A 20,647-nucleotide genomic window follows, 5' to 3' on the forward strand; every position below is an offset into this window, starting at 1 on the left:
GGGGGAGGTGGCGACGGCACGACGCGGACAGCCGCGCGCACCTCGGCGCTGGCGGCCCGCTCGGCTGGGGACGGGACGGGCGGTGCCACGGCCGGCGTGCCGGACGACGCGCGGGGGCGCGCGGGGATGCCGACCTCGCGCACGGTGTCGAAGGGCACCACGTGCGGGGCGTTGGCCCGGACGTGGGTGCGCCGCCGTGGTGGTCCGTCGACCTGCGCAGCCGGCGCGCTCTCGGCAGCGCCGCGCCGGGGGATGCGAGGCCGGCTCGTCGCCTGGGAGGAGGTCATGGTGACGATCCTCCCGTCGGCACCTACCGCAGGGCATCAGCCCGCGGACTGATCTGCGCCGGTGCCCGCGCGTGCGGGCGGTCCTGCGGGAGGGGCCGGGGTCCACCCAGGGGCTGACGCTCGGCCGAGCCGACGCCGCGAGGACCTGACGCTGTGCCGGGCTGAGCCTGTCTCGACCCACGGCCTGGCTGGTCAGCGAGCCCGGGTGCCCCCTAGGGTGGTGCCTGAACACGGGAGTCCGGTGAGCCGGGCTGAGAGGAAGGTTCTCAACCTTCGACCGTCGAACCTGATCTGGATCATGCCAGCGCAGGGAGGCATCTCTTACGACACCCACGCACGCCTGCAGCAGCGGGCGTGCGTCGGTGACGCCCGTGCCCCACCTCGAGACGAGAAGGGCACGACAGTGCACACCACCACGCACCGCACCTCATCCGCACCCACCCCGGCGCAGCAGCCGGTCCCGACGCCGGACCAGCAGCCGAGCCCTACACCGGCCGAGCTGGGCGTCGGCGCGCGCGTCACCCTCTCGGTGATGAGCTCCGACTACGTCCGCATCATCACCGGCGCCCTCGCCCAGACGTCGACCGACGGGCTGACCGTCGAGACCGACCCCGTGAGCACCCGGGTCGCCGGGCCCGAGCAGCGGATCGCCGAGTACCTCTCCGCCCTGGTCGCAGCAGCCGGCCGCAGCGGGGAGCACGTGTCAGCCAGCATCATGCTGTCCCGCGGGTGCCCCGGGGAGGTCACCTGCGACCTTCCCGCGGGTCAGGTGCTGCCGGCGGCGCCCTCGGTCGTCCTGGAGGCGACGGGGGTGGAGGCCGTCGCCCAGTGGGCGCTGTACCCCCTGGCCGACCAGCCGCTCGCAGGTTCGGGCGCGCCGGACCACATGCGTGACATCTATGCCGCGATCGAGCAGGCGCGCGCAGCCGGGACCGTCGTCGGCAGCGACCACTACGTCACCCGGCTCGCTGGGGACGTCGCGGACATCCTCACCACTGTGGTCGGTGCGTGGCAGAGCGTGGGGAGGACGGTCCAGCACGTGACCACGCACGTGACGCTCTCGGTCAACAGCCCCAGCCTCCGCGCAGGCGCCGACGGTACAGACCGCACAGATGGCACCAGGACCGCCGGCAGCCCGCAGCCTGGCACCACAGACACCGACACCGACACCGACACCGAGCCCGACGGCGAGGCTGTCCGATGACCCCCGAGCAGGCGGCCGGCAAGGCCGCGCAGGACGTGGGCCAGGACCGCCCTACCCGCTCGCGACGTGCGCCCTGGAGCCTCAAAGAGCTCATGCTCGTCGTCGTCCTGGGTGCCGTCTTCGGGTTCTTGTACTGGGCGCTCGTCCAGGGGTGGATCGCCTTCGCCGCGGTCACCGGGCCCTTCGGCGACCTCACCCAGCACGTGCTGCTCGGCGGCTGGCTGATCGTCGCGCCAGTCGCTGTCGCGATCATCCAGCGCCCCGGTGCCGGGGTGGTCGCCGAGGTGCTGGCCTCGGTCATCGAGGTCGTGTTCCTCGGGTCGGCCGTCGGGCCGTTGCTCTTCGTCGCCGCAGCGATCCAGGGGGCTGGCAGCGAGCTGCCCTTCGCGCTGACCCGCTACCGCAGCTATTCCTGGTTCACCTACGCACTGTCCGGTGGGCTGGGTGCCTTCGCGGTGTTCTTCTTCAGCGCCTTCAGGTCCGGCTGGTACGGCACCGACCTGTTCTGGACGCGTCTGGCCATCCAGGTGCTCTCGGGTGTCGTCCTCGGTGGGCTGCTCGCCAAGGTGGTCGTCGACGCGCTCGTGCGCACAGGTGTCGTCGACAGCTTTGCCGTCGGCCGCACGGCCTCGCGGTGATCACCGGCTCGGACCTCGCGGTGACGACCGGCTCGGGTCTTGCGGTGATCACCCTCTCGGGTGTCACGGTCACCTACCCGCGCAGGGACCGCCCGTCCCTGCGCGGGGTCGACCTGCACGTCGCCGCGGGGGAGCGGGTGGTCGTCCTCGGCCCCTCGGGGGCGGGCAAGTCGACCCTGCTGCACCTCGTCGCCGGGCTCGTGCCGCACAGCACCCCCGCGGAGGTCGAGGGGACGCTGGTCCTCGGGGGAGGCGGGCAGCCCCTCGACCTGTCGAGCCCTGTCCACGAGCGCTCGGCTCTGCTCGGGGTCGTCGGGCAGGACCCCTCGGCCTCGGTCTGCCTGCCGCAGGTCGACGCAGAGCTCGCCCTCGTCCTCGAGAACCGTGCCGTCCCGCCCGCCCAGATCGGTCCGCGGGTCGGGGTGGCCCTCGAGCAGGTCGGCGTGGGGGACCTGGCTCAGCGGCAGACGGCGCGGTTGTCGGGTGGTCAGACCCAGCGGGTCGCGCTCGCGGCGGCGGTGATCGGTCGGCCAGGGCTGCTGCTGCTCGACGAACCCACCTCGATGCTCGACGCGAGCGGGGTGCGGGCGGTGCGGGCTGCCGTCGAGGAGGTCGCCCGCGACGCGTCGCTCACAGTGCTGCTCGTCGAGCACAGGCTCGACGACTACGCCGGGGAGGCCGGGCTGGACGGGCTGCCCGGCCGGGCCGTCGTGCTCGACGCCGACGGGACTGTCGTCGCGGACGGCCCGACCCCCCAGGTGCTGCGAGAGCACGCCGCGGCGCTCCACGCCCTCGGCTGCTGGTTGCCTCTCGAGGCCGAGCTCACGGCCCTCAGCGGGAAGGTCGGGGACCTCGCCTCGGGGGCGCACGACGAGCTCCTCGCCGGTCTCGTGCCGTGCGACGAGGTTCTCCCGGCGTCACCCGAGACCGGGGCACCTCGCGTCCTGCTGCGGGCCCACGGGCTGGCTGTCGGCCACGGTCGTCAGACCGTCCTCGACGGCGTCGACCTCGACGTGCGCGCGGGGCAGGTCGTGGCCGTCCTCGGGGAGAACGGGACCGGCAAGTCGACCCTGCTGCACGCTCTCGCTGGCCTCGCCCGGCCTCTCGCCGGGAGGGTGACGGGCGAGCGCCCGGGGATGGTGTTCCAGAACCCCGAGCACCAGCTCGTCGCGCACACCGTGGCGGAGGAGATCGCGCACGGCCTCGCCGACCCTGAGCCGACGGTGGCCCGGATGCTCCGCGAGCACCGCCTCGAGCACTGCGCGGACCGCAACCCGCACCAGCTGTCGGGTGGTGAGAAGCGACGGCTGAGCCTCGCGGCGATGCTCGCGCACGGCCGCGACGTGCTGCTCGCCGACGAGCCCACCTTCGGGCTCGACAGGCGCGACACCGTGGTGGTCGCCGACGCATTGCGCTCGGTGGCGGACGGTGGTGGGGCGGTCGTCTTCTCGACCCACGACCTCCGCCTCGCGGCCGAGGTCGCCGACGAGGTGGTCGTCGTCGGCCGTGGCCGGGTGCTTGCCTCAGGGTCCACGCACGACGTCCTGTCCGACGCGGCTGCGCTCACCGGCGCGGGCCTCGAGCTGCCCGCGATCGTGCGGTGGTTCGTCGAGCGGTGCTCGAGCACGGCGGCGCTGCGTTCGGCGCTCCGGGCCCTGGGCCGTCACCCCGTGGCCGGGTCTGCTGCGCACGACCCGGAACCGGCGACCACCGCAGGGGTGAGGGCATGAGCGTCCTGCAGCCCGACGCACTCGCTCTGGCCTCGCCGCTCGCCCGGCGGAACCCGACAGTGAAGCTCGCGCTGCTCTTCGTCGTCTCCGCTGTGCTGCTCCTGGTGCTCGACCCGGTGACACCCGCGGTGCTGTACGTCCTCGTGGCGGGGGCGGTCCTCGTCGGGGCGGGCGTGCGGCCACGGGCGCTGCTCGTCGCGCAGCTGCCCTTCGTCGCCTTCGCCGTGGGGGTGCTGCTCGTCAACATGCTGAGCCGCCCGGGGGAGGTCGTGTGGCAGGGGGCCGGGCTGCGCGTCACGACCGAGGGCATCTGGGTGGGCGCGGGCCTGGCCGGGCGGACCCTGCTGATGGGTCTGCTGTCGGTCGCCTTCGTCGCGACGACCGACGGCGTCGCCCTCGTCACGAGCCTGCACCAGCACGCCCGGCTCGGGGCGAAGGTGACCTTCGCCGTGCTCGCCGGGTACAGGCTGCTCCAGCAGATGGGAGCGGAGTGGCAGACGATCCGGCGGGCCCAGTCCGTGCGGGCACCCCTCGGTCGGCGCGGGCGGCCCCGGGTCGGTCTGCGGGGTCACGCGGCGTCGGCCTTCGCGCTGCTCGTCGGTTCCGTGCGCCGCGGGGACCGTGTCGCGGGCACGCTCGAGCTCCGCGGCCTCGGCGACGGAGAGCGGACGACGTGGCGACCCGTGCCGCTCGACAGGAGGGACGCGGTCTTCGCGGGGGTCGTCCTCGGCATGCTCGGCCTCGTGCTCGTCGGAGCATCGGCGGCGGGCGTGCTGGAGGGGCCTGGAGCGCTCTTCTGACGACGGCCAGGTCGACCTCACTCTGGTGAGGCTTGCCTCAGGAACCGCAGGATCCTGCGGCTGAGGGAAGCCTTTGCTTGCTTGAACAAGCATTTTCAGAGGTGTATCACTGGATATATGACACGAGTCCTGGAGTTCTCACGCCGGTACCCGACGGTCGCCCTCACCGTCACCGTCGGGCTCGTCGCCCTGCTCGCCTTCTTCGCGCTGCCGGGCTCCGGCCCCACCGTCGCGCGGGTGCTCGTCACCACCTTCGCGCTCGTCGTGGCTGCGCAGCAGGGGTGGGGCATGGTGCAGGACGCCCGCCGCGGCCAGTGGGGTCTCGACGTGCTCGCCCTCGTCGCGATCCTCAGCACCCTCGCCGTCGGTGAGCACTGGGCATCCCTCGTGATCGTCCTCATGCTCACGGGAGGCGAGGCCCTCGAGGACTACGCGGAGCACCGCGCCCGGGACGAGCTCACGACGCTGCTCTCGCGGGCCCCGCGCTCCGCGCACCTCGTGCTGGGCGAGGGGTCGGTGCTCGACGTCGCGGTCGACGACGTCACCGTCGGGCAGCTGCTCCTCGTCAAGCCGGGTGAGATGGTCCCCGTCGACGCCGTCCTGGTCGACGAGGCCGGGGACTTCGACGAGTCCTCGACCACGGGGGAGTCCTTGCCGGTCGTCCGTCACCGTGGGGACACCGTGCTCTCGGGGGCGGTCAACGGCTCGACCGCGGTGACGGTCCGTGCGACAGCGACGGCTGCGGGCTCGCAGTACCAGCAGATCGTCGCGCTCGTCGAGGGTGCCGCAGAGAGCCGAGCGCCCTTCGTCAGGCTCGCCGACAGGTACGCCGTTCCCTTCACGCTCGTCGCCCTCGCGATCGCCGGTGCCGCCTGGGCGATCACCGGCGACCCCGTGCGCTTCGCCGAGGTGCTCGTGGTCGCGACCCCGTGCCCGCTGCTCATCGCCGCGCCGGTCTCCTTCATCGCAGGGATGAGCCGCGCTGCGAAGAACGGCGTCATCGTCAAGGACGGCGGCACCCTCGAACGCCTCGCGCGGGTCCGCACCGCGGCCTTCGACAAGACCGGCACCCTCACCCACGGTGAGCCGCGCGTCTCCCGCGTGCTGCCCGAGGGACGCACCGCCGACGAGCTGCTCGCGCTCGTCGCCTCCGCCGAGAGGCTCTCCTCGCACGTGCTCGCCCAGGCGATCGTCGACGAGGCGACGGGCCGGGGCCTCGACCTCTCGACCGACGTGACCGTGGACGACCTCCCCGGGCGCGGGCTGCGGGCCCACGTCGACGGGCGTCTCGTGGTCGTCGGCTCCTACGACCTGGTCGCGGAGACCTCCGCCGACGTCGTCATGCCTGAGCTGGTCCCCGGGGAGATGTCCGTCATGGTCGGCGTCGACGGTCGCTACGCCGGGACCGTGACGCTCTCCGACGAGGTCCGTGCCGACGCCGCCTCGACGGTCTCGCGGCTGCGCGCCTCGGGCGTCGAGCACGTCGTCGTCCTCACCGGTGACGCCCAGGCGACCGCCGACGCCGTGGCCGCAGAGGTCGGGATCGACGACGTCCGGGCAGCGCGTCTGCCGCAGGGCAAGGTCGACGCCGTCGCCGGGCTCGCCGGCCGACCGGTGATGATGGTCGGCGACGGCATCAACGACGCCCCGGTCCTCGCCGTCGCCGACGTGGGTATCGCGATGGGGGCCCGCGGTGCATCCGCCGCGAGCGAGTCGGCCGACGTGGTCGTGCTCGTCGACGAGATCAGCAGGGTGGCCGACGCCGTCGCGATCTCCCGGCGGACCGTCAGGATCGCCCTGCAGAGCATCGGCCTGGGGATCGGGCTCAGCCTGGTGCTCATGGTCCTGGCCGCCTTCGGGGCGATCCCCGCGATCGTGGGCGCAGGGCTGCAAGAGGTCGTCGACCTCGTCGCGATCCTCAACGCGCTGCGCGCGCTCGGCGGGCCGGCGGGTGAGACCAGCGGGGCCGCCCGGGTGCGGTCCGCGAGGCCCACGGCGCCCACGGCGTCGGGTGAGGCCCAGCAGCGCCGAGACGCGCTCGTCTGACGCTCGTCTGACAGCGGACCCCGGGCGGACCGGGCGTCAGGGTTCGAGGAACCCGGCAGCACGCCGGTCCGCGTAGCGCTCGCGGTCCTGGTCCAGGTCCGACCATCCCTGGACCGCGCCGCGGTGGCGCCGAGCAGGGCGGACGAGAGCGGCGTCGGCGCGCCGGACCGCTCGGTCCTCGCCCCAGGCGGCGACCGCCAGGCTCGCTCTCACCAGCAGGCCGGTCAGGCCACGGGCGTGCAGGGCGGAGGGCGAGGGGAAGAGCGGGACGTGCTCGGCAGCGTGGAGCGTCCGGGGGCCGTGGAGCGGTCCGGCGGTGGCGGGGGTCATGGTGTCTCCTCGGAGAACATGAGGGGGAAGGCGTTGAGGTTCATCTGGATCGGCCGTGCCTCGGGGCGGTCGCGTCCCGCGCGGTAGCGGGCGACGACGCGCTGCGAGAGCTCGTGCAGCTCTGCGGAGATCTCTTCGAGCTCCTCCGCGGTGACCCGCAGGTTCACAGTCGTGACTGTGCTGGCCTCGGCCCAGTCTTCGGGGAGCTCGGTCGTGCCGTGCTCCACGTGCGCCATGAGGTGACGGTGCTGGGCCTGCACGAACTCCCGGTTGACGAGGGAGACCGCCTCGCGGTTGGCCGGGCTCGACTCCGACAACGACGCCGTCGGTACGGCGAAGCCACCCGGACGGGTCCGCCACCAGCGCTCGCGGGCCGTGCCGCGTCCGGGTTCCTCCTGGATGAAGCCGTGCCGCTCCAGCTGACGGAGGTGATAGCTGGTGGTGCCGCTCGACTCACCGGTGAGGTGGGCCAGACCGCTCGCGGTGAGCGGTCCCCGCGACCCGAGGATCTCGAGCAGCTGGATGCGCAGCGGGTGCGCGAGACCTCGCAGCGACTCGATGTCCAGCATCCGCTGCTCGGCAGGGGCCGCCGCCGTCGAGGTGCCGAGGTCTGGAGCTGGTGCGTGCTCGGTGGTCGAGGGCTCGTCGCGGGTGGTCATGGTTCGACTGTACGAGTGCAGAGGAATCTTTGCAAGGGTTCCTTTGCAAACAAGTCTCTGTATGACGGTGTGCGCGCGTCCGGGGGCCAGAGTCGTCGCGCCGGGGAAGAGTCGACGCCTCGAGCGAGGCCCGCTCTACGCTGGTAGGTCACGACAGAGGAGATGTGCAGATGGGTATGCCCCCGCAGACCCGGCGCGACGCCGTGGAGGTCACGGTCGACGGCAAGAGCCTCGTCCTGGTGGAGGACACCGACACCGACGGTGAAGACGGCACGCCGCAGTCCGTCAGGCGTTGGGCGACAGATGCCGCCTCGGACGTCGAGGTCACCACCCTGACGACAGATGCTCAGGTGCCCACGGCGTCGCTCGTGCAGGCGGAGGCCCTCGGGCTCGTGATGGTCCGAGGGATGGAGCGCGCCGTCCCGCGCGACGAGCTCACGGCGGCGGTCCGCGATGCGGCGAGCATCGTCCCCGAGGACCGGCCAGACGCCGTCGACCTCGACGGTTCACCTGCTGGGGCGCTCGTCGTCCAGGTCGACGGGTGCACCGTGGCTGGTCTTGTCGACGGTGCGACGACGGTGGTCGTGACGTCGACGGGCCCTAGTCGGCCAGGTGTCCGCCTAGCGGGCTGATACCTGTGCGCTGCACCCTCTGAGAGGCCGACGGCACGGAAGTGTGAGATCTCTGGGAGATGACCTCTCACGACAAGACCTCTGAGGCCGGGGCCCCGGGCACCTCGACCACAGCCGCTCAGGGACCCCAGGGGCCCGGCACCTCGGTGCCCGACGAGGAGCGCTGGCTCGTGGTCCACGGCAGGCGGTGGCGTCGGACCGACCCGAGCCTGCCCGCCGACGTCGTCGAGGCGCTCACCTCGCACCTCGGGAAGGGCCGGTCAGGCGTGCGGGCCGGCAAGAAGGCTGGCGACGACGAGCGGGTGACCGCATCGCGTCGGCGGGTCGGGCTGGCGAAGGCTGGTCTCGGGGAGCGCGGTCCGTACTGGTGGGACGAGCCCGAGGCCGCCCGGCTGGCTCGGGCCCGCGACGCCATCCGTGAGCTCGAGGCGCTCGACGCGCACGCGTCGCCCGGTTAGCAGGACGACTCAGGCGCAGGCGCAGGCGCGGGACCGATGCGGCCCGCGCCCTCCTCAGTCCTCGACGACCCCGACGGGCAGCACCGCAGACACCTTGGTGCCGCGCCCGAGCGCGCTGTCGATGCGGAGCTTGCCCCCGTGCGCCTCGACGATCGCGCGGCAGATCACCAGGCCCAGGCCGAAGCCCTGGATCCGGTTCTCACGGGCCGACTCTGCCCTGAAGAACTTGGTGAACATCTTGCCGAGGTCTGCGCGGTTCATGCCGATGCCCGTGTCGCTCACGGTGAGGACAGACGCGTCGAGCACCGTCGAGGTCGCGACTGTCACCGACCCGCCGGCAGGGGTGTACTTGAGCGCGTTGGAGATCAGGTTCTCGATCACCTGCGCCATGCGGCGACGGTCGATCTCCTGCGGGACTGTCGGGACGACGTTCGCCGTGAGACGGATCTGCGCCTCGTCGAAGCGAGGTCGCGCGGCCTCGACGGCCTCGGAGACGAGCGTGCTGAGGGACGTCTCGTCCGTCGTGAGCCGCAGGGCGCCCGAGTCGATCTGCGCCGTCGTCAGGAGGTCGGAGACGAGGGAGAGCAGCTGCTCGGCGTTGCGCCGGGCGATCGACACGTACTCCCGGGTCTCGGGCGACAGCGGGTGGTCGCCCGCGCTGTCGTCCTCGGCGATCAGCTCGAGATATCCCATGATCGACGTCAGGGGCGTGCGGAGCTCGTGCGAGACGGTCCCGACGAACCTGTCCTTCGACTCGATCGCCTCCATGAGCTCGGTGACGTCGTGGTGGGCTACGAGCGCTCCGCGGTCGACCCCTGCGGAGTCGACGATCCTCACGATGTTGGCAGAGATCGCCCGCTGCCGTCCGCTCGGCAGACCGAACCACATGAGCCGTCCCGTGGCCTGCTCGCCCCGTCGCGCGAGGGCCGCGGGCATCAGCTCGCGGCTCAGGGGAGACGTGCGGTCCGCGGCGAAGACCGCCCGCGCGCCTGTCGAGGGCAGCGTGAGGTCGTAGAGCTCGCGCGTCGTCGTGTTCATCCGGATCGTCTCGCCCGAGGAGTCGATGGCGAGCAGACCTGTGTCGAGGGACTCGAGCATCGCGTCGAGCAGGAGCGACGTCGACTCGCTCTCGGTCAGCGCTGCGTCCAGGCGGGCGTGCTCGCGCTGCAGCTCGCGCTCCTGGAACGCTGTGTGCTCGGTGATGACGACGACGGCGACGATCACGGCGGCCACGATGAGCGGCAGCAGGATCAGGCGGACCCCGACGTGCACTGTCAGCGCCGTCGACGTGGCGAGCTCGGGGACGACGGTGACCGCGACGGTCGCGGCCCCCGCGAGCGCCGCGCCGCGCCACAGGTAGGTGTGGGCGAGCCACGCGGCGGGGAACACCGAGAGGACCCCGAGGATGCCGAACTCCAGGTGCGTCCCGTACCGCAGCAGACCGATGGCTGCGAAGTCCACGAGGCAGATCACCACAGGTGCCCAGCGCGACCCGATACGACGGGCTGGCGCCCACCGCGCGTAGGCGCACCCGCCGAGGATGAGCAGGACCGACAGGACGATCGCCGGGTGGACGAGGATCTGCGAGGCCGCGACCGCGAAGAGCGCCACGACGAGCCCGACGACCAGGGTGAGGGGGATCTGGAGCGTCAGGAGCGAGCCGCCCGACGACCTCACGACCATGGACGCGAGCGCCGCCGACCACCGGGAGATCCCCGGAGGGTCTCCGACCACGGTTGCTAGCCCGCTCACTCGTCGCTCCTCGCGTCCAGACGACCGGTCTGCCGCTGCCCCACGACGTCGCGGCGGTCGTGGTCGACCGTCGTCACTCTCCGGTCCCATCGGCACGCGAGCGCCGAGCGTGAGGGTCTTCAGGGGTGACGCAGGCCGGCCGATGCCCGTGCCGCTGTCCGTCCCGACAGCAGACCACCCCCTGGCCTCCCGTGACACGAGGGGCGAGGGGGTGGTCTGGGGTGTGGAGAAGCGCTGGCTCAGCGCCCCTGGGGACGAGCCTGAGGTCAGGCGTCCCGGCGCTTCAGGAGGATCGAGGCGACGATCGCGGCCGCGACGGTCCAGATCACGAGGATGCCGAACCCGGTCCAGGTGCCGTGGTACATCGACCCCTCTTCGGAGAAGACCGACATCCCTGCGTCGGGGAGGTAACGACCGATGGTCTTGACCCACTCCCACGGGATCGACACGAGGATCCCGGGGAGGATGAGGACGAGACCGACGATGATCGAGATGCCCGCCGCGGTGTTGCGCACGATCGCACCGACGGCGACGGCGAACATGGACATCACCGCGAGGTACAGCGCGCCGCCGACGATCATCCGCAGGACCTGCGGGTCACCGAGGGAGGCGGTCTGCGTCGACGGCAAGATCGCCTGGGCGATGAAGAATGCCGCGAAGAGCGCCACGAGCGAGACCACGAAGGACACGATGGCGATGACCAGCATCTTGGCGAGCAGCGCCGGGATGCGGGTCGGTGCCGCGCTGAGGGTCGAGCGGATCATCCCGGTGCTGTACTCGGAGCCGATCGAGATGACACCGAGCACGACGATGACGAGCTGGCCGAAACTGATGCCGAAGGTCGCCACGGACGCACCGAGCGGGAGGTCGCTCCCGAAGTCGGAGATGTCCTGCGAGCGGAGGGCGAAGGACATGAGGGCCGCGAAGCCCAGGACGATGAACACCATCACGGCGAGCGACCAGATGGTCGAGCGGACCGTGGTGAGCTTGATGATCTCGCTCTTGACCAGACGCGGGAACGTCACCTTGTAGCGCTCGTCCTTGGGGGTGGTCGCCGCGGTGCGGCTGAGGGTCTCGGTGCTCATCGGGTGCCTCCGGCGTGTGCTGCGGTCGTGGTGGCCTTCGCGCCAGAGGCGGTGGCCGAGTGGTATTCGACGGAGTCTGCGGTGAGCTCCATGTACGCCTCTTCGAGGGTCGAGCTCACGGGGGAGAGCTCGTGCAGGACGATGCCGGCCGCGGCCGCGGTCTCGCCGATCTGCGCAGACTGCGCGCCGTTGATGTACAGCAGGCCTGGCTCGTCGCTCGTGATCTCGGCGCCTGTCGGGCGGAGCAGCTCGACGAGCTGCGCGGCCTGCGGGCTGCGCACGCGCACCCCGTTGCCCTTGGCACGGGCGACGATGTCGGAGACCGGGGCGTCCGCGAGGATCTTGCCGCGCCCGATGACCACGACGTGGTCTGCGGTCTGGGCCATCTCGCTCATGAGGTGGCTCGAGAGGAACACCGTGCGCCCCTCGGCGGCGAGCGCCCGGGTCAGCTGACGGACCCAGACGACGCCCTCGGGGTCGAGACCGTTGACGGGCTCGTCGAGGAGCAGGGTGCGGGGGTTGCCCAGCAGGGCGACCGCGATGCCGAGGCGCTGGCCCATGCCGAGCGAGAACCCGCCGACACGCTTCTTGGCGACGCTCTCGAGGCCCGTCATCTCGATGACCTCGTTGACGCGGCTCAGCGGGATGCCGTGCGTGGCGGCCATGGCGCGGAGGTGGTTGTAGGCGCTGCGGCCGGTGTGGACGGCCTTCGCGTCGAGGAGCGCACCCACCTGGGTGAGCGGCGATGTGTGCTGCGCGTACGGCTTGCCGTTCACGGTGACCGAGCCCGACGTCGGGCGGTCGAGCCCGACGATGGCGCGCATGGTGGTCGACTTGCCGGCGCCGTTCGGGCCGAGGAACCCGGTGACGATCCCGGGGCGGACCGTGAAGGAGACTCCGTCGACCGCCGTCTTCTGCCCGTACCTCTTGGTGAGGTTCTGTACCTCGATCATCAGGTGCTCGTTCCTGTCGTGGTGGTTCAGGGTCAGGTCCACCGGTCCGCGTTGCCGGTCCGGTGGCTGCTGCTGGTCCGAGCCTACGGAGAGGAGGGGTGCTGTGCCTACGGTCGTCCGGCCGATCCTCGTCCTGGCCGGTCGGCCGATCGGCTACAGGAGAGATGCTCCGCTGACGCCCTGTCGGTCGTCCGGGCGACGTCTCCTGCACCGTTCGTCCACAGCGCAGCGGGAACGTTGGCGCTGCTCGGTGCGTTGACTACAGTGGAACGACGAGTCATCATCCGGCCAGCGAGAGCCCCTCGGCTGGCGCCACGGCGTCGGACCGGAACCGCGACCAGGAGGTACCCAGTGGGAAGTCCCATCTTTGCCCGGAGCGACGTCTTCGGTGAGAAGGCGAACGCTTCAGGCCGCGCGCCTGCAGGCGCGCAGGGCCAGCAGGCTCAGTACGGTCAGCAGCAGTACGGGGCTGGTTACGCAGCGACCGACGCCGCGACCCTCAACACCATGTACAGCTCGCCGTCGGCCACGACGGCCGACACCGGGCGTCTGACCTACGACGACGTCATCGTCAAGACCGGTGGGCTGCTCGCCCTCCTGGTTGCGACAGGTGCCGTCACGTGGGTCCTGTTCCCGCAGCTCTTCTTCGTCGGCGCGATCGTCGGCCTCGTCCTCGGTCTGGTCAACGCCTTCAAGCGCGAGCCCAGCCCGGCGCTCATCGTCGCCTACACGGTTGCGCAGGGCGTGTTCCTCGGTGGCATCTCCCAGGCCTTCGAGGCGCAGTGGAGCGGCATCGTGCTCCAGGCCGTCCTCGCGACGGTCTCCACCTTCGCGGCGTGCCTCTGGCTGTTCCGCTCGGGCCGCGTCCGCGTGACCCCGCGCTTCACGCGCTGGCTGCTCTTCGCGATGGTCGGCTACCTCGTCTTCTCCCTCGTGAACGTCGTCATGATGTTCGCCGGCGTGGGCGACGGCGGCTTCGGCCCGCTGCGTGAGGGCCCGCTCGGCATCGCCGTCGGTCTCATCGCCGTCGGCCTCGCCTCGGCCTCGCTGATCGTCGACTTCGACGCGATCCAGCGCGGCGTGCGCAACGGCGTCCCCAAGAAGTACGCCTGGTCCGCAGCCTTCGGCCTGATGGTCACGCTCATCTGGCTCTACCTCGAGTTCCTGCGCCTCCTCGCGATCCTCCGCGGCGAGTAGCAGTCCTCGCACCCTTCGCACTCCCCACTCCTGAGAGGTACCCGCATGACGATCGAACTTCCCCAGGCCACCGGATCCTTCGGTGACAAGCCCCAGATCACCTTCCCGGCTGGCGGCGCCCCCGAGGGCCTGCACGTCCAGGTGCTGAGCCAGGGCGACGGGGCTGAGGTCGCTGCAGGCGACAACATCGTCGTGCACTACCTGGGCCAGTCCTGGGACGGCGGCGTCTTCGACAACTCCTACGACCGTGGTGCCACGATCGACTTCCCGATAGGCATCGGGGCTGTCATCGGCGGCTGGGACCAGGGTCTCGTCGGCCAGAACATCGGCTCGCGCCTCCTGCTCTCGATCCCGCCGGAGCTCGGCTACGGCTCACGCGGCGTGCCGCAGGCCGGCATCGGCCCTGGCGCGACGCTCGTGTTCGTCGTCGACATCGTCGGCGTCGGCTGACCACCAGCACCGCCCGAACCACCAGCACCACCCGCCCTGCACGCTCCGCACGTCTGGAGCCCAGGCAGCCACCCCTCGGTCGCGGGGGCAGATGGCTCACGAAGGCCGTCCTCTCCGGGGGGCGGCCTTCGTCGTCTGCTCGGTCCCTCGGCCGATCCGCGGCTCCCACGGAGTCAGCCCTCGGGCTGATGCGGGGAGGGCAGGTGGTCCGCCAGGATGGACCGGTGAGCACGAGACAGGGGAGCAAGGCTCGACGCGGAGTCGCGCTCGTGACGGCGCTGCTGCTCGGGGTGCTCACGACCGGGTGCACCCCCGACCATCCGCTCGAGCGTCTGGCCGACGACAGGGCCGCCTCGGCCGACGTGGTGGTCGCTGCGGAGGCTTTTGCGGCTGTCCTCGCCGAGCTCGAGGACCAGGTCGGGGTGGCCACTTCTGTGGCCGGGGCACCGGCAGACGCCCGCTCGACCGTCGCGGCCCTGGTCGACCCGGAGATGGACCTCGGGAACCAGGCGCGGGCCTTCTTCGAGGGGCACACCTCGCAGGTCGAGCGAGAGACCCGGACCGTCGACCTCACCGACGCGGACGTGGCGGTGGTCGACGTCACCGAGGCTGACGACCAGGACGGGCCCGTGACCCTCGTGACCCTCGACACCGTCCGCACCCCGGTGGACGGGACGCCGACCACGACCCGGGCGTCCTACGCCCTCAGCTGGGGCTCTCCGGACGCCTCCGACCCCGGCTCCACGTCTGGTTCGTCCTCGGGTCCGACCGCCGGTGCGACCGCCGGTCCGACCGCCGGTGCGACCGATGCCCAGGGACCCGCGGAGACCGACGGCCCGGGCGACGGGACACCAGACGGCACGGGCACCCGCCTGGTCCTCGAGCAGGTCCGTGCCGTGCACGACGACGACGGTCACCACGCGCTGGTCGACCCGACCTCGGGTGACTCTGCTCTCGGGGTGGCGTCGGACTACGTGCGGGCGTTGCGCTCCGGGACCGACCGTGAGGTCGACGCCTTCGAAGGGGGCGTGCGCTCGTCGTCAGACCTGCGCGACGCGATGCGCAGCCGCCTGACAGCCTCGGGCCGGATGACGCCCGTCGAGGTGCCCTGCGGGCGGACGGGGTCCGTGCAGGTGGTCTACGTGATCCTCGACGGTGACGTGCCGCCGCTGCGCCTCGAGGTCGACGTGAGCGGGGACTCCCCGGTCGTCAACGCCTATCTCTGAGCTGTCGTGCCGGACCAGCCGGTCGGTGGGCGCACGCCGTCGTGCGACCACCGGAGGCGAGGTCAGCGCTTGGCGGAGCGCTCGGCCTTCTCGGCGAGCTTGGCGTCACGCTCGCGCAGACGCTCTTCCTCTTCGCGGACCTTCGCCTGGACCTCGCGCTCGCGCACCAACCAGTCGGGCTCGTCGTCGCGGATCTCGTTGATCTCGTCCGTGGTCAGCGCCTCGGTCACGCCACCGCGGGCGAGACCGGCGATCGAGACGCCGAGACGGGCGGCGACAGTCGGGCGCGGGTGCGGCCCGTTGCGACGGAGCTCGACGAGCCACTCCGGCGGGTTGGTGGTCAGTGCGTTGAGCTCGTCGCGGGAGATGACCTTCTCCTGGAACTCGGCGGGTGTCGCAGGCAGGTACACGCCCAGCTTCTTCGCCGCTGTGGCGGGCTTCATGGTCTGCGGGGTCTTCTGGGACGTCATGCTCCAAGGGTATCGGTCTCAGGCCGGGTAGCCTGACTCCGTGCCTTCTGACCCGAGCCTCGACGACCCGCAGGTCCCCGAGGAGCAAGACTCCTCCGCGGACCAGCCCATCACCGAGCAGGCCGGTGGGCCGTCCTTCAGGCTCGCGATCGCGCCTGGCGTGACCCCTGCGAAGTGGGTCGGGGTGTGGCGGACCCGTCTCGCCGACGTCCCCCTCGAGCTCGTCCAGGTCGACGTGCTCGACCGCGGTGCCGTGGTGACGGACCGCACCGTCGACGCCGGGCTGCTGAGGCTCCCGCTCGGCCGCGAGGGCCTGAGCGTCATCCCGCTGTACACAGAGATCCCCGTGGTCGTGGTCCCGAAGGACCACGTCGTCGCGGCCTTCGACGAGGTGAGCTCCGAGGAGCTCGCCGACGAGGTCTTCTTGCACCCGCTCGACGACCTGCTCGAGTGGGAGACGCTCCCGGGGACACCGGCCCAGGAACGCCCCGCGACCACCGCGGCTGCCATCGAGCTCGTCGCCGCCGGCGTGGGGGTGGTCGTCGTGCCGCAGTCTGTCGCGCGCCTGCACCACCGCAAGGACCTCACGTACCGTCCGGTGTCCGACGGCCCGCAGTCGAGGATCGGCTTCGTGTGGCCCGAGGACGAGACGACCGAGCTCGTCGAAGAGTTCATCGGCATCGTCCGCGGACGCACCGCGAACAGCTCGCGCGGGCGAGCGGCACAGCAGGACGCCACGAAGGCGTCGGGCGACCAGCAGCCCAAGCCGCGCACCAAGGCGCAGGAGAAGGCCGCCGCAGCCCGACGCGAGACCGACCGCAAGGCCGCCGCAGCCCGCAAGGCGGGGACCCGCGGCGGCAAGCTCACCGGCAAGCGCCTCGGCAAGCGCGGGAACCGCTGAGTCGTAGCCGCTCGGCGTGACGGCGCCCTGAGCGACCACCCGGACCTCGGACGACGCCCCCTGTCTCGACGTCGAGGTCGTCCCTCTGACACTCAGGTCGTACGAACACGCCAGATCATGGGCGTGAAGGCTCAGATCTGGCGTGTTCGTGCGACTTCGCTGTCAGTCGTGCGACCTCGCGGGGGCCGCGGCCCCGGGGGCTGGGCCCCGGGGAGCGTCAGGCGTCTGCGGGCTGGCAGGCGACGCCTGTCGAGTGCACGGGGCAGTAGCCGGACGGGTTCTTGTCGAGGTACTGCTGGTGGTAGCCCTCGGCGTAGTAGAACGGGCCGGCGGCCTCGGCAGGGCGCAGGTCTGTGGTGATCTGGCCGAAGCCGCGCGCCGTGAGGTTCTGCTGGAACACGTCGAGCGTCGTGCGTGCGGCGACCTCCTGCTCGGGCGTGGTCCAGTACACGGCAGACCTGTACTGCGTCCCCACGTCGTTGCCCTGGCGGAAGCCCTGGGTCGGGTCGTGGGACTCCCAGAACATCCGCAGGATCTCGGTGTCGCTGACGACAGCGGGGTCGTAGGCGACGAGCACGGTCTCCGTGTGGCCTGTCATGGCCGTGCAGACCTCTTCGTACGTCGGGTTCTGGGTGAACCCGCCCTGGTAGCCGACAGCCGTCGTGACGACACCGGGCAGCTGCCAGAACTCCTTCTCGGCGCCCCAGAAGCAGCCGAGGCCCAGGTACAGCACCCGCGTGCCCTCGGGCCAGGGGCCGGCGAGCGGGGTGCCCAGGACGGTGTGGGTCTCGGGGACGGAGTACACGGCGTCGGCGCGGCCAGACAGGGCGCGCTCGGGCGTGACCATGGTCGTCTTGAGGGACGAGCCGAACAACGAGCCGAACATGCGGGCCTCCAACTGGGTGCGACGGGTAGGGAGAGCTCCCCGCGAGCGTCAACACCCGGGGTGTTCGCAGTGTTCCCGAGGCCCGTCCGACGTAGCCTTGCCTCGGTACCACGCAGGACGCTCGCGGGCGCGAGGCGTGGACCAGCACCTGGGGCAGCGCCCCGCGCACCTAGTCTCAGAGCCGGCCGACCTATCGGCCGCCCTCCGACCACGCACGACGAGAGGTCTCCAGCACATGAGCGACTCCGGGCGCCCAGCACAGCAGCCCAGCAGCCCCGACGCCTCTGGCGCCGTCGACGACGGTGTGCACGCGGTCCGCGTGACCTCGACGACCCTCGCGTCGTCGACGGCCGCGCGTCCCCGAGACGCCGAGTCGTCGGTCGTGACGCACAGCGTCCAGGCCGCCGCGTCGTGGGCGTGGAGGTTCCTCGCGATCGCCGCAGCGCTCGCCGTGGTCTTCTCGCTCGTCGCGTACCTCAAGGTCGTCATCATCCCGGTCGCCGTCGCGCTGCTGCTCACCGTGCTGCTGCAGCCGGTCTCGAGCTTCTTGCGTCGCCGCGCGAGGTTCTCGCCGGCCCTCGCTGCCGCGACCTCGGTGATCTTGCTCGTCGCCGGGATCGTGCTGCTCGTGGTCGTCGCGGGACGCTCGATCGTCTCGGGCATCAGCGACCTCAGCGACCAGGCCGTCCAGGGCTTCCAGAAGGCTCTCACGTGGCTGGCCGACGGCCCGCTGCACATCGACAACGAGGCGCTCAACGGCTACCTCGACAGCGGTCTCGCAGCCCTCGAGGAGAACTCCTCGGCGCTGCTGTCCGGTGCCCTGTCGGTCACCACCACGGTCGGTCAGGTGCTCGCCGGGTCGGTCATCGCGCTGTTCTGCACGCTGTTCTTCCTCATGGACGGACGCCGCATCTGGTCGTGGCTGGTCGGCCTGCTGCCGCGCAGCGCCCGCGAGCGTACGCACCAGGCCGGTCGTCGCGGGCTGGTGACCCTCGCGTCCTACGCCCGCACGCAGATCCTCGTCGCCTTCATCGACAGCGTCGGCATCGGCATCGGGGCCGCGATCATCGGCGTCCCGCTCGCGCTGCCGCTCGGTGTGCTCGTGTTCATCGGTTCGTTCATCCCCTTCGTCGGCGCGATCGTCACGGGCTCGATGGCTGTCCTGGTCGCGCTCGTCGCGCTCGGGCCCTGGCAGGCGCTCATCATGCTCGGTGTCGTGCTGCTGGTGCAGCAGATCGAGGGCAACGTCCTCCAGCCGTGGCTCATGGGGCACGCGGTCTCGCTGCACCCTGTCGCGGTCCTGCTCGTCGTGACCGCCGGGACGCTCACCGCCGGGATCGTCGGCGCGCTCTTCGCCGTGCCGGTCGTCGCTGTGCTCAACACGGTGTTCTTGTACTTCCACGGGCACGACAAGTTCCCTGAGCTCGGCTTCGACGACCACGTCGACGTCAGGCCCGCAGGGCGTCGGGCGGTCATGGTGATGAGCGCCGAGAACATGCTCGCCGCGGGCGTCCCCGCGACGACCCGGACCACCACGGCGACCGAGACCGTCACGACGACGGAGACGACGTCGGGACCGGCCTCCGCCCCCGACCTGAGCAAGGGGGATCGTGACGAGCACTGACCTGTCGACTGTGCCCGAGCGTCCCCACCACGAGCTCGCCGTCGGGATCGAGGACATCCGTGACGCTGCCCGCGCGCTCGAGGGCGTCGCGACCGTCACGCCCGTCGAGCGCAGCAGCGCGCTCGCCGGGATCGTGGGTGCGCCCGTCTACCTCAAGTGCGAGAACCTCCAGCGGTCCGGGTCCTTCAAGATCCGTGGCGCCTACGTGCGCATGTCACGCCTGGACGCGGACGAGCGTGCTCGCGGCGTCGTCGCGGCGAGCGCCGGCAACCACGCGCAGGGTGTCGCGCTCGCCGCGCGGCTGCTCGGCATCCGCGCCGTGGTCTACATGCCGACCGACGCTGCGCTCCCCAAGGTCGCGGCGACCCGGGAGTACGGGGCCGAGGTCCGGCTCGTCGGGACCACCGTCGACGACGTCCTCACGGCGGCCCGCGAGGAGTCCGAGCGCTCAGGTGCCGTGCTCATCCACCCCTTCGACCATGTCGACGTCGTGGCCGGGCAGGCGACCGTCGCCCTCGAGATCCTCGAGCAGGTCCCCGACGTCAAGACGATCGTCGTGCCTGTCGGCGGCGGTGGGCTCGGGGCCGGCGTCGTGGCCGCGATGGCTGCGGTCGCCCCGCACGTGCGCGTCGTGGGGGTCCAGGCGGCCCGCGCAGGGGGTTACCTCCAGTCCCTCGCGGCCGGAGAGCCCGTCAAGACCGTGACGGCCTCGACGATGGCCGACGGCATCGCGGTGAGCACACCGGGTGCCGTGCCCTTCCAGATCATCAAGGACGGCGGCGGTCACATCCGCACGGTGTCCGAGGAGGACATCTCCCGCGCGCTGCTCTTCGTCGCGGAGCGCGCCAAGCTCATCGTCGAACCGGCCGGGGTGGCGGGGGTGGCTGCGCTCATGGCGCACCCCGAGGAGTACGAGGGACCTGTGGTCGCCGTGCTGTCGGGCGGCAACATCGACCCTCTCGTGCTGCTCCGCGTGCTGCGTCACGGGCTTGCCGCGGCCGGTCGGTACATGCAGCTGCGGGTGCGGCTCGTCGACAGGCCCGGCGCCCTCGCCGACCTGCTGCAGGACCTCGCCCGCTCGGGCGGGAACATCATGCACGTCGACCACGTGCGCACGGGCGTCGACCTCGCGATCGACGAGGTCGAGGTCACCATGCAGGTCGAGACCAAGGGGCCCGAGCACTGCGCGGCGCTCCTCGACCACCTGCGGGGCGAGGGGTACAGGCTCTCCGAGTGAGGGGTTGGGCCTGCCTGGCTCCTTGCGCCCGTGCGCGTCACGCACGACAGGAGGGGCCGCACCGTCTGGTGCGGCCCCTCCT

At 71.6% G+C, this 20,647-nt stretch carries 21 protein-coding genes and 1 riboswitch; of the genes, 13 read left to right on the forward strand and 8 right to left on the reverse strand.

Annotation, left to right across the window (positions count from 1 at the left end; all coding sequences use genetic code 11):
• The coding region (locus HZZ10_RS15710) for a hypothetical protein (protein ID WP_218928861.1) at nucleotides 1–287 on the reverse strand (287 nt) is incomplete at its 3' end.
• 229 nt (nucleotides 288–516) lie between these two features.
• A riboswitch (TPP riboswitch) is annotated at nucleotides 517–617 on the forward strand.
• On the opposite strand from HZZ10_RS15710, the gene HZZ10_RS19885 reads away from it, so the two are divergent.
• From HZZ10_RS19885 to HZZ10_RS15735, 5 genes are all read left to right on the forward strand, one after another.
• A complete protein-coding gene (locus tag HZZ10_RS19885; protein WP_218928862.1) occupies nucleotides 586–1,491 on the forward strand; it encodes a YkoF family thiamine/hydroxymethylpyrimidine-binding protein in 906 nt (301 codons plus the stop codon). Its footprint overlaps the riboswitch before it by 32 nt.
• Nucleotides 1,488–2,129, forward strand: a complete 642-nt coding sequence (locus HZZ10_RS15720) for an ECF transporter S component (RefSeq protein ID WP_228087685.1) — start codon at nucleotides 1,488–1,490, stop codon at nucleotides 2,127–2,129. Before HZZ10_RS19885 ends, HZZ10_RS15720 begins: the two co-directional genes overlap by 4 nt.
• On the forward strand, nucleotides 2,126–3,859 hold the full coding sequence (locus HZZ10_RS15725) for an ABC transporter ATP-binding protein (protein ID WP_179914208.1): 1,734 nt from the start codon (nucleotides 2,126–2,128) through the stop codon (nucleotides 3,857–3,859). The genes HZZ10_RS15720 and HZZ10_RS15725 overlap by 4 nt, the downstream gene beginning before the upstream one ends.
• Nucleotides 3,856–4,659, forward strand: coding sequence for an energy-coupling factor transporter transmembrane component T family protein (locus HZZ10_RS15730; RefSeq protein ID WP_179914209.1), 804 nt, complete (start codon nucleotides 3,856–3,858; stop codon nucleotides 4,657–4,659). Before HZZ10_RS15725 ends, HZZ10_RS15730 begins: the two co-directional genes overlap by 4 nt.
• Before the next feature lie 117 nt (nucleotides 4,660–4,776).
• Entirely contained in the window at nucleotides 4,777–6,705 is a 1,929-nt protein-coding gene (locus HZZ10_RS15735) for a heavy metal translocating P-type ATPase (protein WP_179914210.1), read from the forward strand.
• 36 nt (nucleotides 6,706–6,741) lie between these two features.
• Here HZZ10_RS15735 and HZZ10_RS15740 read toward each other — a convergent pair whose 3' ends face one another.
• Together HZZ10_RS15740 and HZZ10_RS15745 are read right to left on the reverse strand one after the other, a co-directional pair.
• The gene (locus tag HZZ10_RS15740; protein WP_179914211.1) at nucleotides 6,742–7,035 is read right to left on the reverse strand and encodes a hypothetical protein; all 294 of its coding nucleotides are present in this window, start codon (nucleotides 7,033–7,035) and stop codon (nucleotides 6,742–6,744) included.
• Nucleotides 7,032–7,694 carry a helix-turn-helix domain-containing protein gene (locus HZZ10_RS15745; protein WP_179914212.1) on the reverse strand — a complete coding sequence of 221 codons (663 nt, stop codon included), beginning with the start codon at nucleotides 7,692–7,694 and terminating at the stop codon, nucleotides 7,032–7,034. The genes HZZ10_RS15740 and HZZ10_RS15745 overlap by 4 nt, the downstream gene beginning before the upstream one ends.
• Before the next feature lie 170 nt (nucleotides 7,695–7,864).
• Between HZZ10_RS15745 and HZZ10_RS15750 the strand changes: the two genes are divergently transcribed.
• The gene (locus tag HZZ10_RS15750) at nucleotides 7,865–8,326 is read left to right on the forward strand and encodes a hypothetical protein (protein WP_179914213.1); all 462 of its coding nucleotides are present in this window, start codon (nucleotides 7,865–7,867) and stop codon (nucleotides 8,324–8,326) included.
• Between the two features lie 59 nt (nucleotides 8,327–8,385).
• Nucleotides 8,386–8,784, forward strand: coding sequence for a biopolymer transporter Tol (locus HZZ10_RS15755; RefSeq protein WP_228087687.1), 399 nt, complete (start codon nucleotides 8,386–8,388; stop codon nucleotides 8,782–8,784).
• Nucleotides 8,785–8,838: 54 nt separating this feature from the next.
• Here the strand turns inward: HZZ10_RS15755 and HZZ10_RS19890 are convergent, their stop codons facing one another.
• The 3 genes from HZZ10_RS19890 to HZZ10_RS15770 all read right to left on the reverse strand — a co-directional run bounded on the left by HZZ10_RS19890 (nucleotide 8,839) and on the right by HZZ10_RS15770 (nucleotide 12,574).
• The gene (locus tag HZZ10_RS19890; RefSeq protein ID WP_179914214.1) at nucleotides 8,839–10,536 is read right to left on the reverse strand and encodes a sensor histidine kinase; all 1,698 of its coding nucleotides are present in this window, start codon (nucleotides 10,534–10,536) and stop codon (nucleotides 8,839–8,841) included.
• A gap of 266 nt (nucleotides 10,537–10,802) precedes the next feature.
• The gene (locus HZZ10_RS15765; RefSeq protein ID WP_056136671.1) at nucleotides 10,803–11,621 is read right to left on the reverse strand and encodes an ABC transporter permease; all 819 of its coding nucleotides are present in this window, start codon (nucleotides 11,619–11,621) and stop codon (nucleotides 10,803–10,805) included.
• Nucleotides 11,618–12,574 (reverse strand): ABC transporter ATP-binding protein, encoded by a 957-nt coding sequence (locus HZZ10_RS15770; protein WP_056137116.1) that lies wholly within the window; start codon nucleotides 12,572–12,574, stop codon nucleotides 11,618–11,620. The genes HZZ10_RS15765 and HZZ10_RS15770 overlap by 4 nt, the downstream gene beginning before the upstream one ends.
• A gap of 351 nt (nucleotides 12,575–12,925) precedes the next feature.
• Here HZZ10_RS15770 and HZZ10_RS15775 point away from each other — a divergent pair, with 351 nt between their 5' ends.
• From HZZ10_RS15775 to HZZ10_RS15785, 3 genes are all read left to right on the forward strand, one after another.
• Nucleotides 12,926–13,771, forward strand: coding sequence for a Bax inhibitor-1/YccA family protein (locus tag HZZ10_RS15775; protein ID WP_179914215.1), 846 nt, complete (start codon nucleotides 12,926–12,928; stop codon nucleotides 13,769–13,771).
• A gap of 45 nt (nucleotides 13,772–13,816) precedes the next feature.
• On the forward strand, nucleotides 13,817–14,221 hold the full coding sequence (locus tag HZZ10_RS15780) for an FKBP-type peptidyl-prolyl cis-trans isomerase (RefSeq protein WP_056136675.1): 405 nt from the start codon (nucleotides 13,817–13,819) through the stop codon (nucleotides 14,219–14,221).
• A 224-nt stretch (nucleotides 14,222–14,445) separates the two neighbouring features.
• The gene (locus HZZ10_RS15785) at nucleotides 14,446–15,447 is read left to right on the forward strand and encodes a hypothetical protein (RefSeq protein WP_179914216.1); all 1,002 of its coding nucleotides are present in this window, start codon (nucleotides 14,446–14,448) and stop codon (nucleotides 15,445–15,447) included.
• A 62-nt stretch (nucleotides 15,448–15,509) separates the two neighbouring features.
• On the opposite strand, the gene HZZ10_RS15790 is transcribed toward HZZ10_RS15785, so the two are convergent.
• Nucleotides 15,510–15,917, reverse strand: a complete 408-nt coding sequence (locus tag HZZ10_RS15790; protein ID WP_056136679.1) for a DUF5997 family protein — start codon at nucleotides 15,915–15,917, stop codon at nucleotides 15,510–15,512.
• A 40-nt stretch (nucleotides 15,918–15,957) separates the two neighbouring features.
• Between HZZ10_RS15790 and HZZ10_RS15795 the strand changes: the two genes are divergently transcribed.
• Nucleotides 15,958–16,818 (forward strand): LysR substrate-binding domain-containing protein, encoded by an 861-nt coding sequence (locus HZZ10_RS15795; protein WP_308507600.1) that lies wholly within the window; start codon nucleotides 15,958–15,960, stop codon nucleotides 16,816–16,818.
• Nucleotides 16,819–17,035: 217 nt separating this feature from the next.
• Here the strand turns inward: HZZ10_RS15795 and msrA are convergent, their stop codons facing one another.
• Nucleotides 17,036–17,704: a peptide-methionine (S)-S-oxide reductase MsrA gene (gene msrA, locus HZZ10_RS15800; RefSeq protein ID WP_056136680.1), complete on the reverse strand. Its 669-nt coding sequence runs from the start codon at nucleotides 17,702–17,704 to the stop codon at nucleotides 17,036–17,038.
• 235 nt (nucleotides 17,705–17,939) lie between these two features.
• On the opposite strand from msrA, the gene HZZ10_RS15805 reads away from it, so the two are divergent.
• Nucleotides 17,940–19,328, forward strand: a complete 1,389-nt coding sequence (locus tag HZZ10_RS15805; RefSeq protein WP_179914217.1) for an AI-2E family transporter — start codon at nucleotides 17,940–17,942, stop codon at nucleotides 19,326–19,328.
• Entirely contained in the window at nucleotides 19,315–20,565 is a 1,251-nt protein-coding gene (gene ilvA / locus HZZ10_RS15810) for a threonine ammonia-lyase (RefSeq protein WP_235533995.1), read from the forward strand. The genes HZZ10_RS15805 and ilvA overlap by 14 nt, the downstream gene beginning before the upstream one ends.
• Nucleotides 20,566–20,647 lie beyond the last annotated feature (82 nt).

Source organism: Sanguibacter inulinus, assembly GCF_013415325.1.
GTDB lineage: Bacteria > Actinomycetota > Actinomycetes > Actinomycetales > Cellulomonadaceae > Sanguibacter > Sanguibacter inulinus.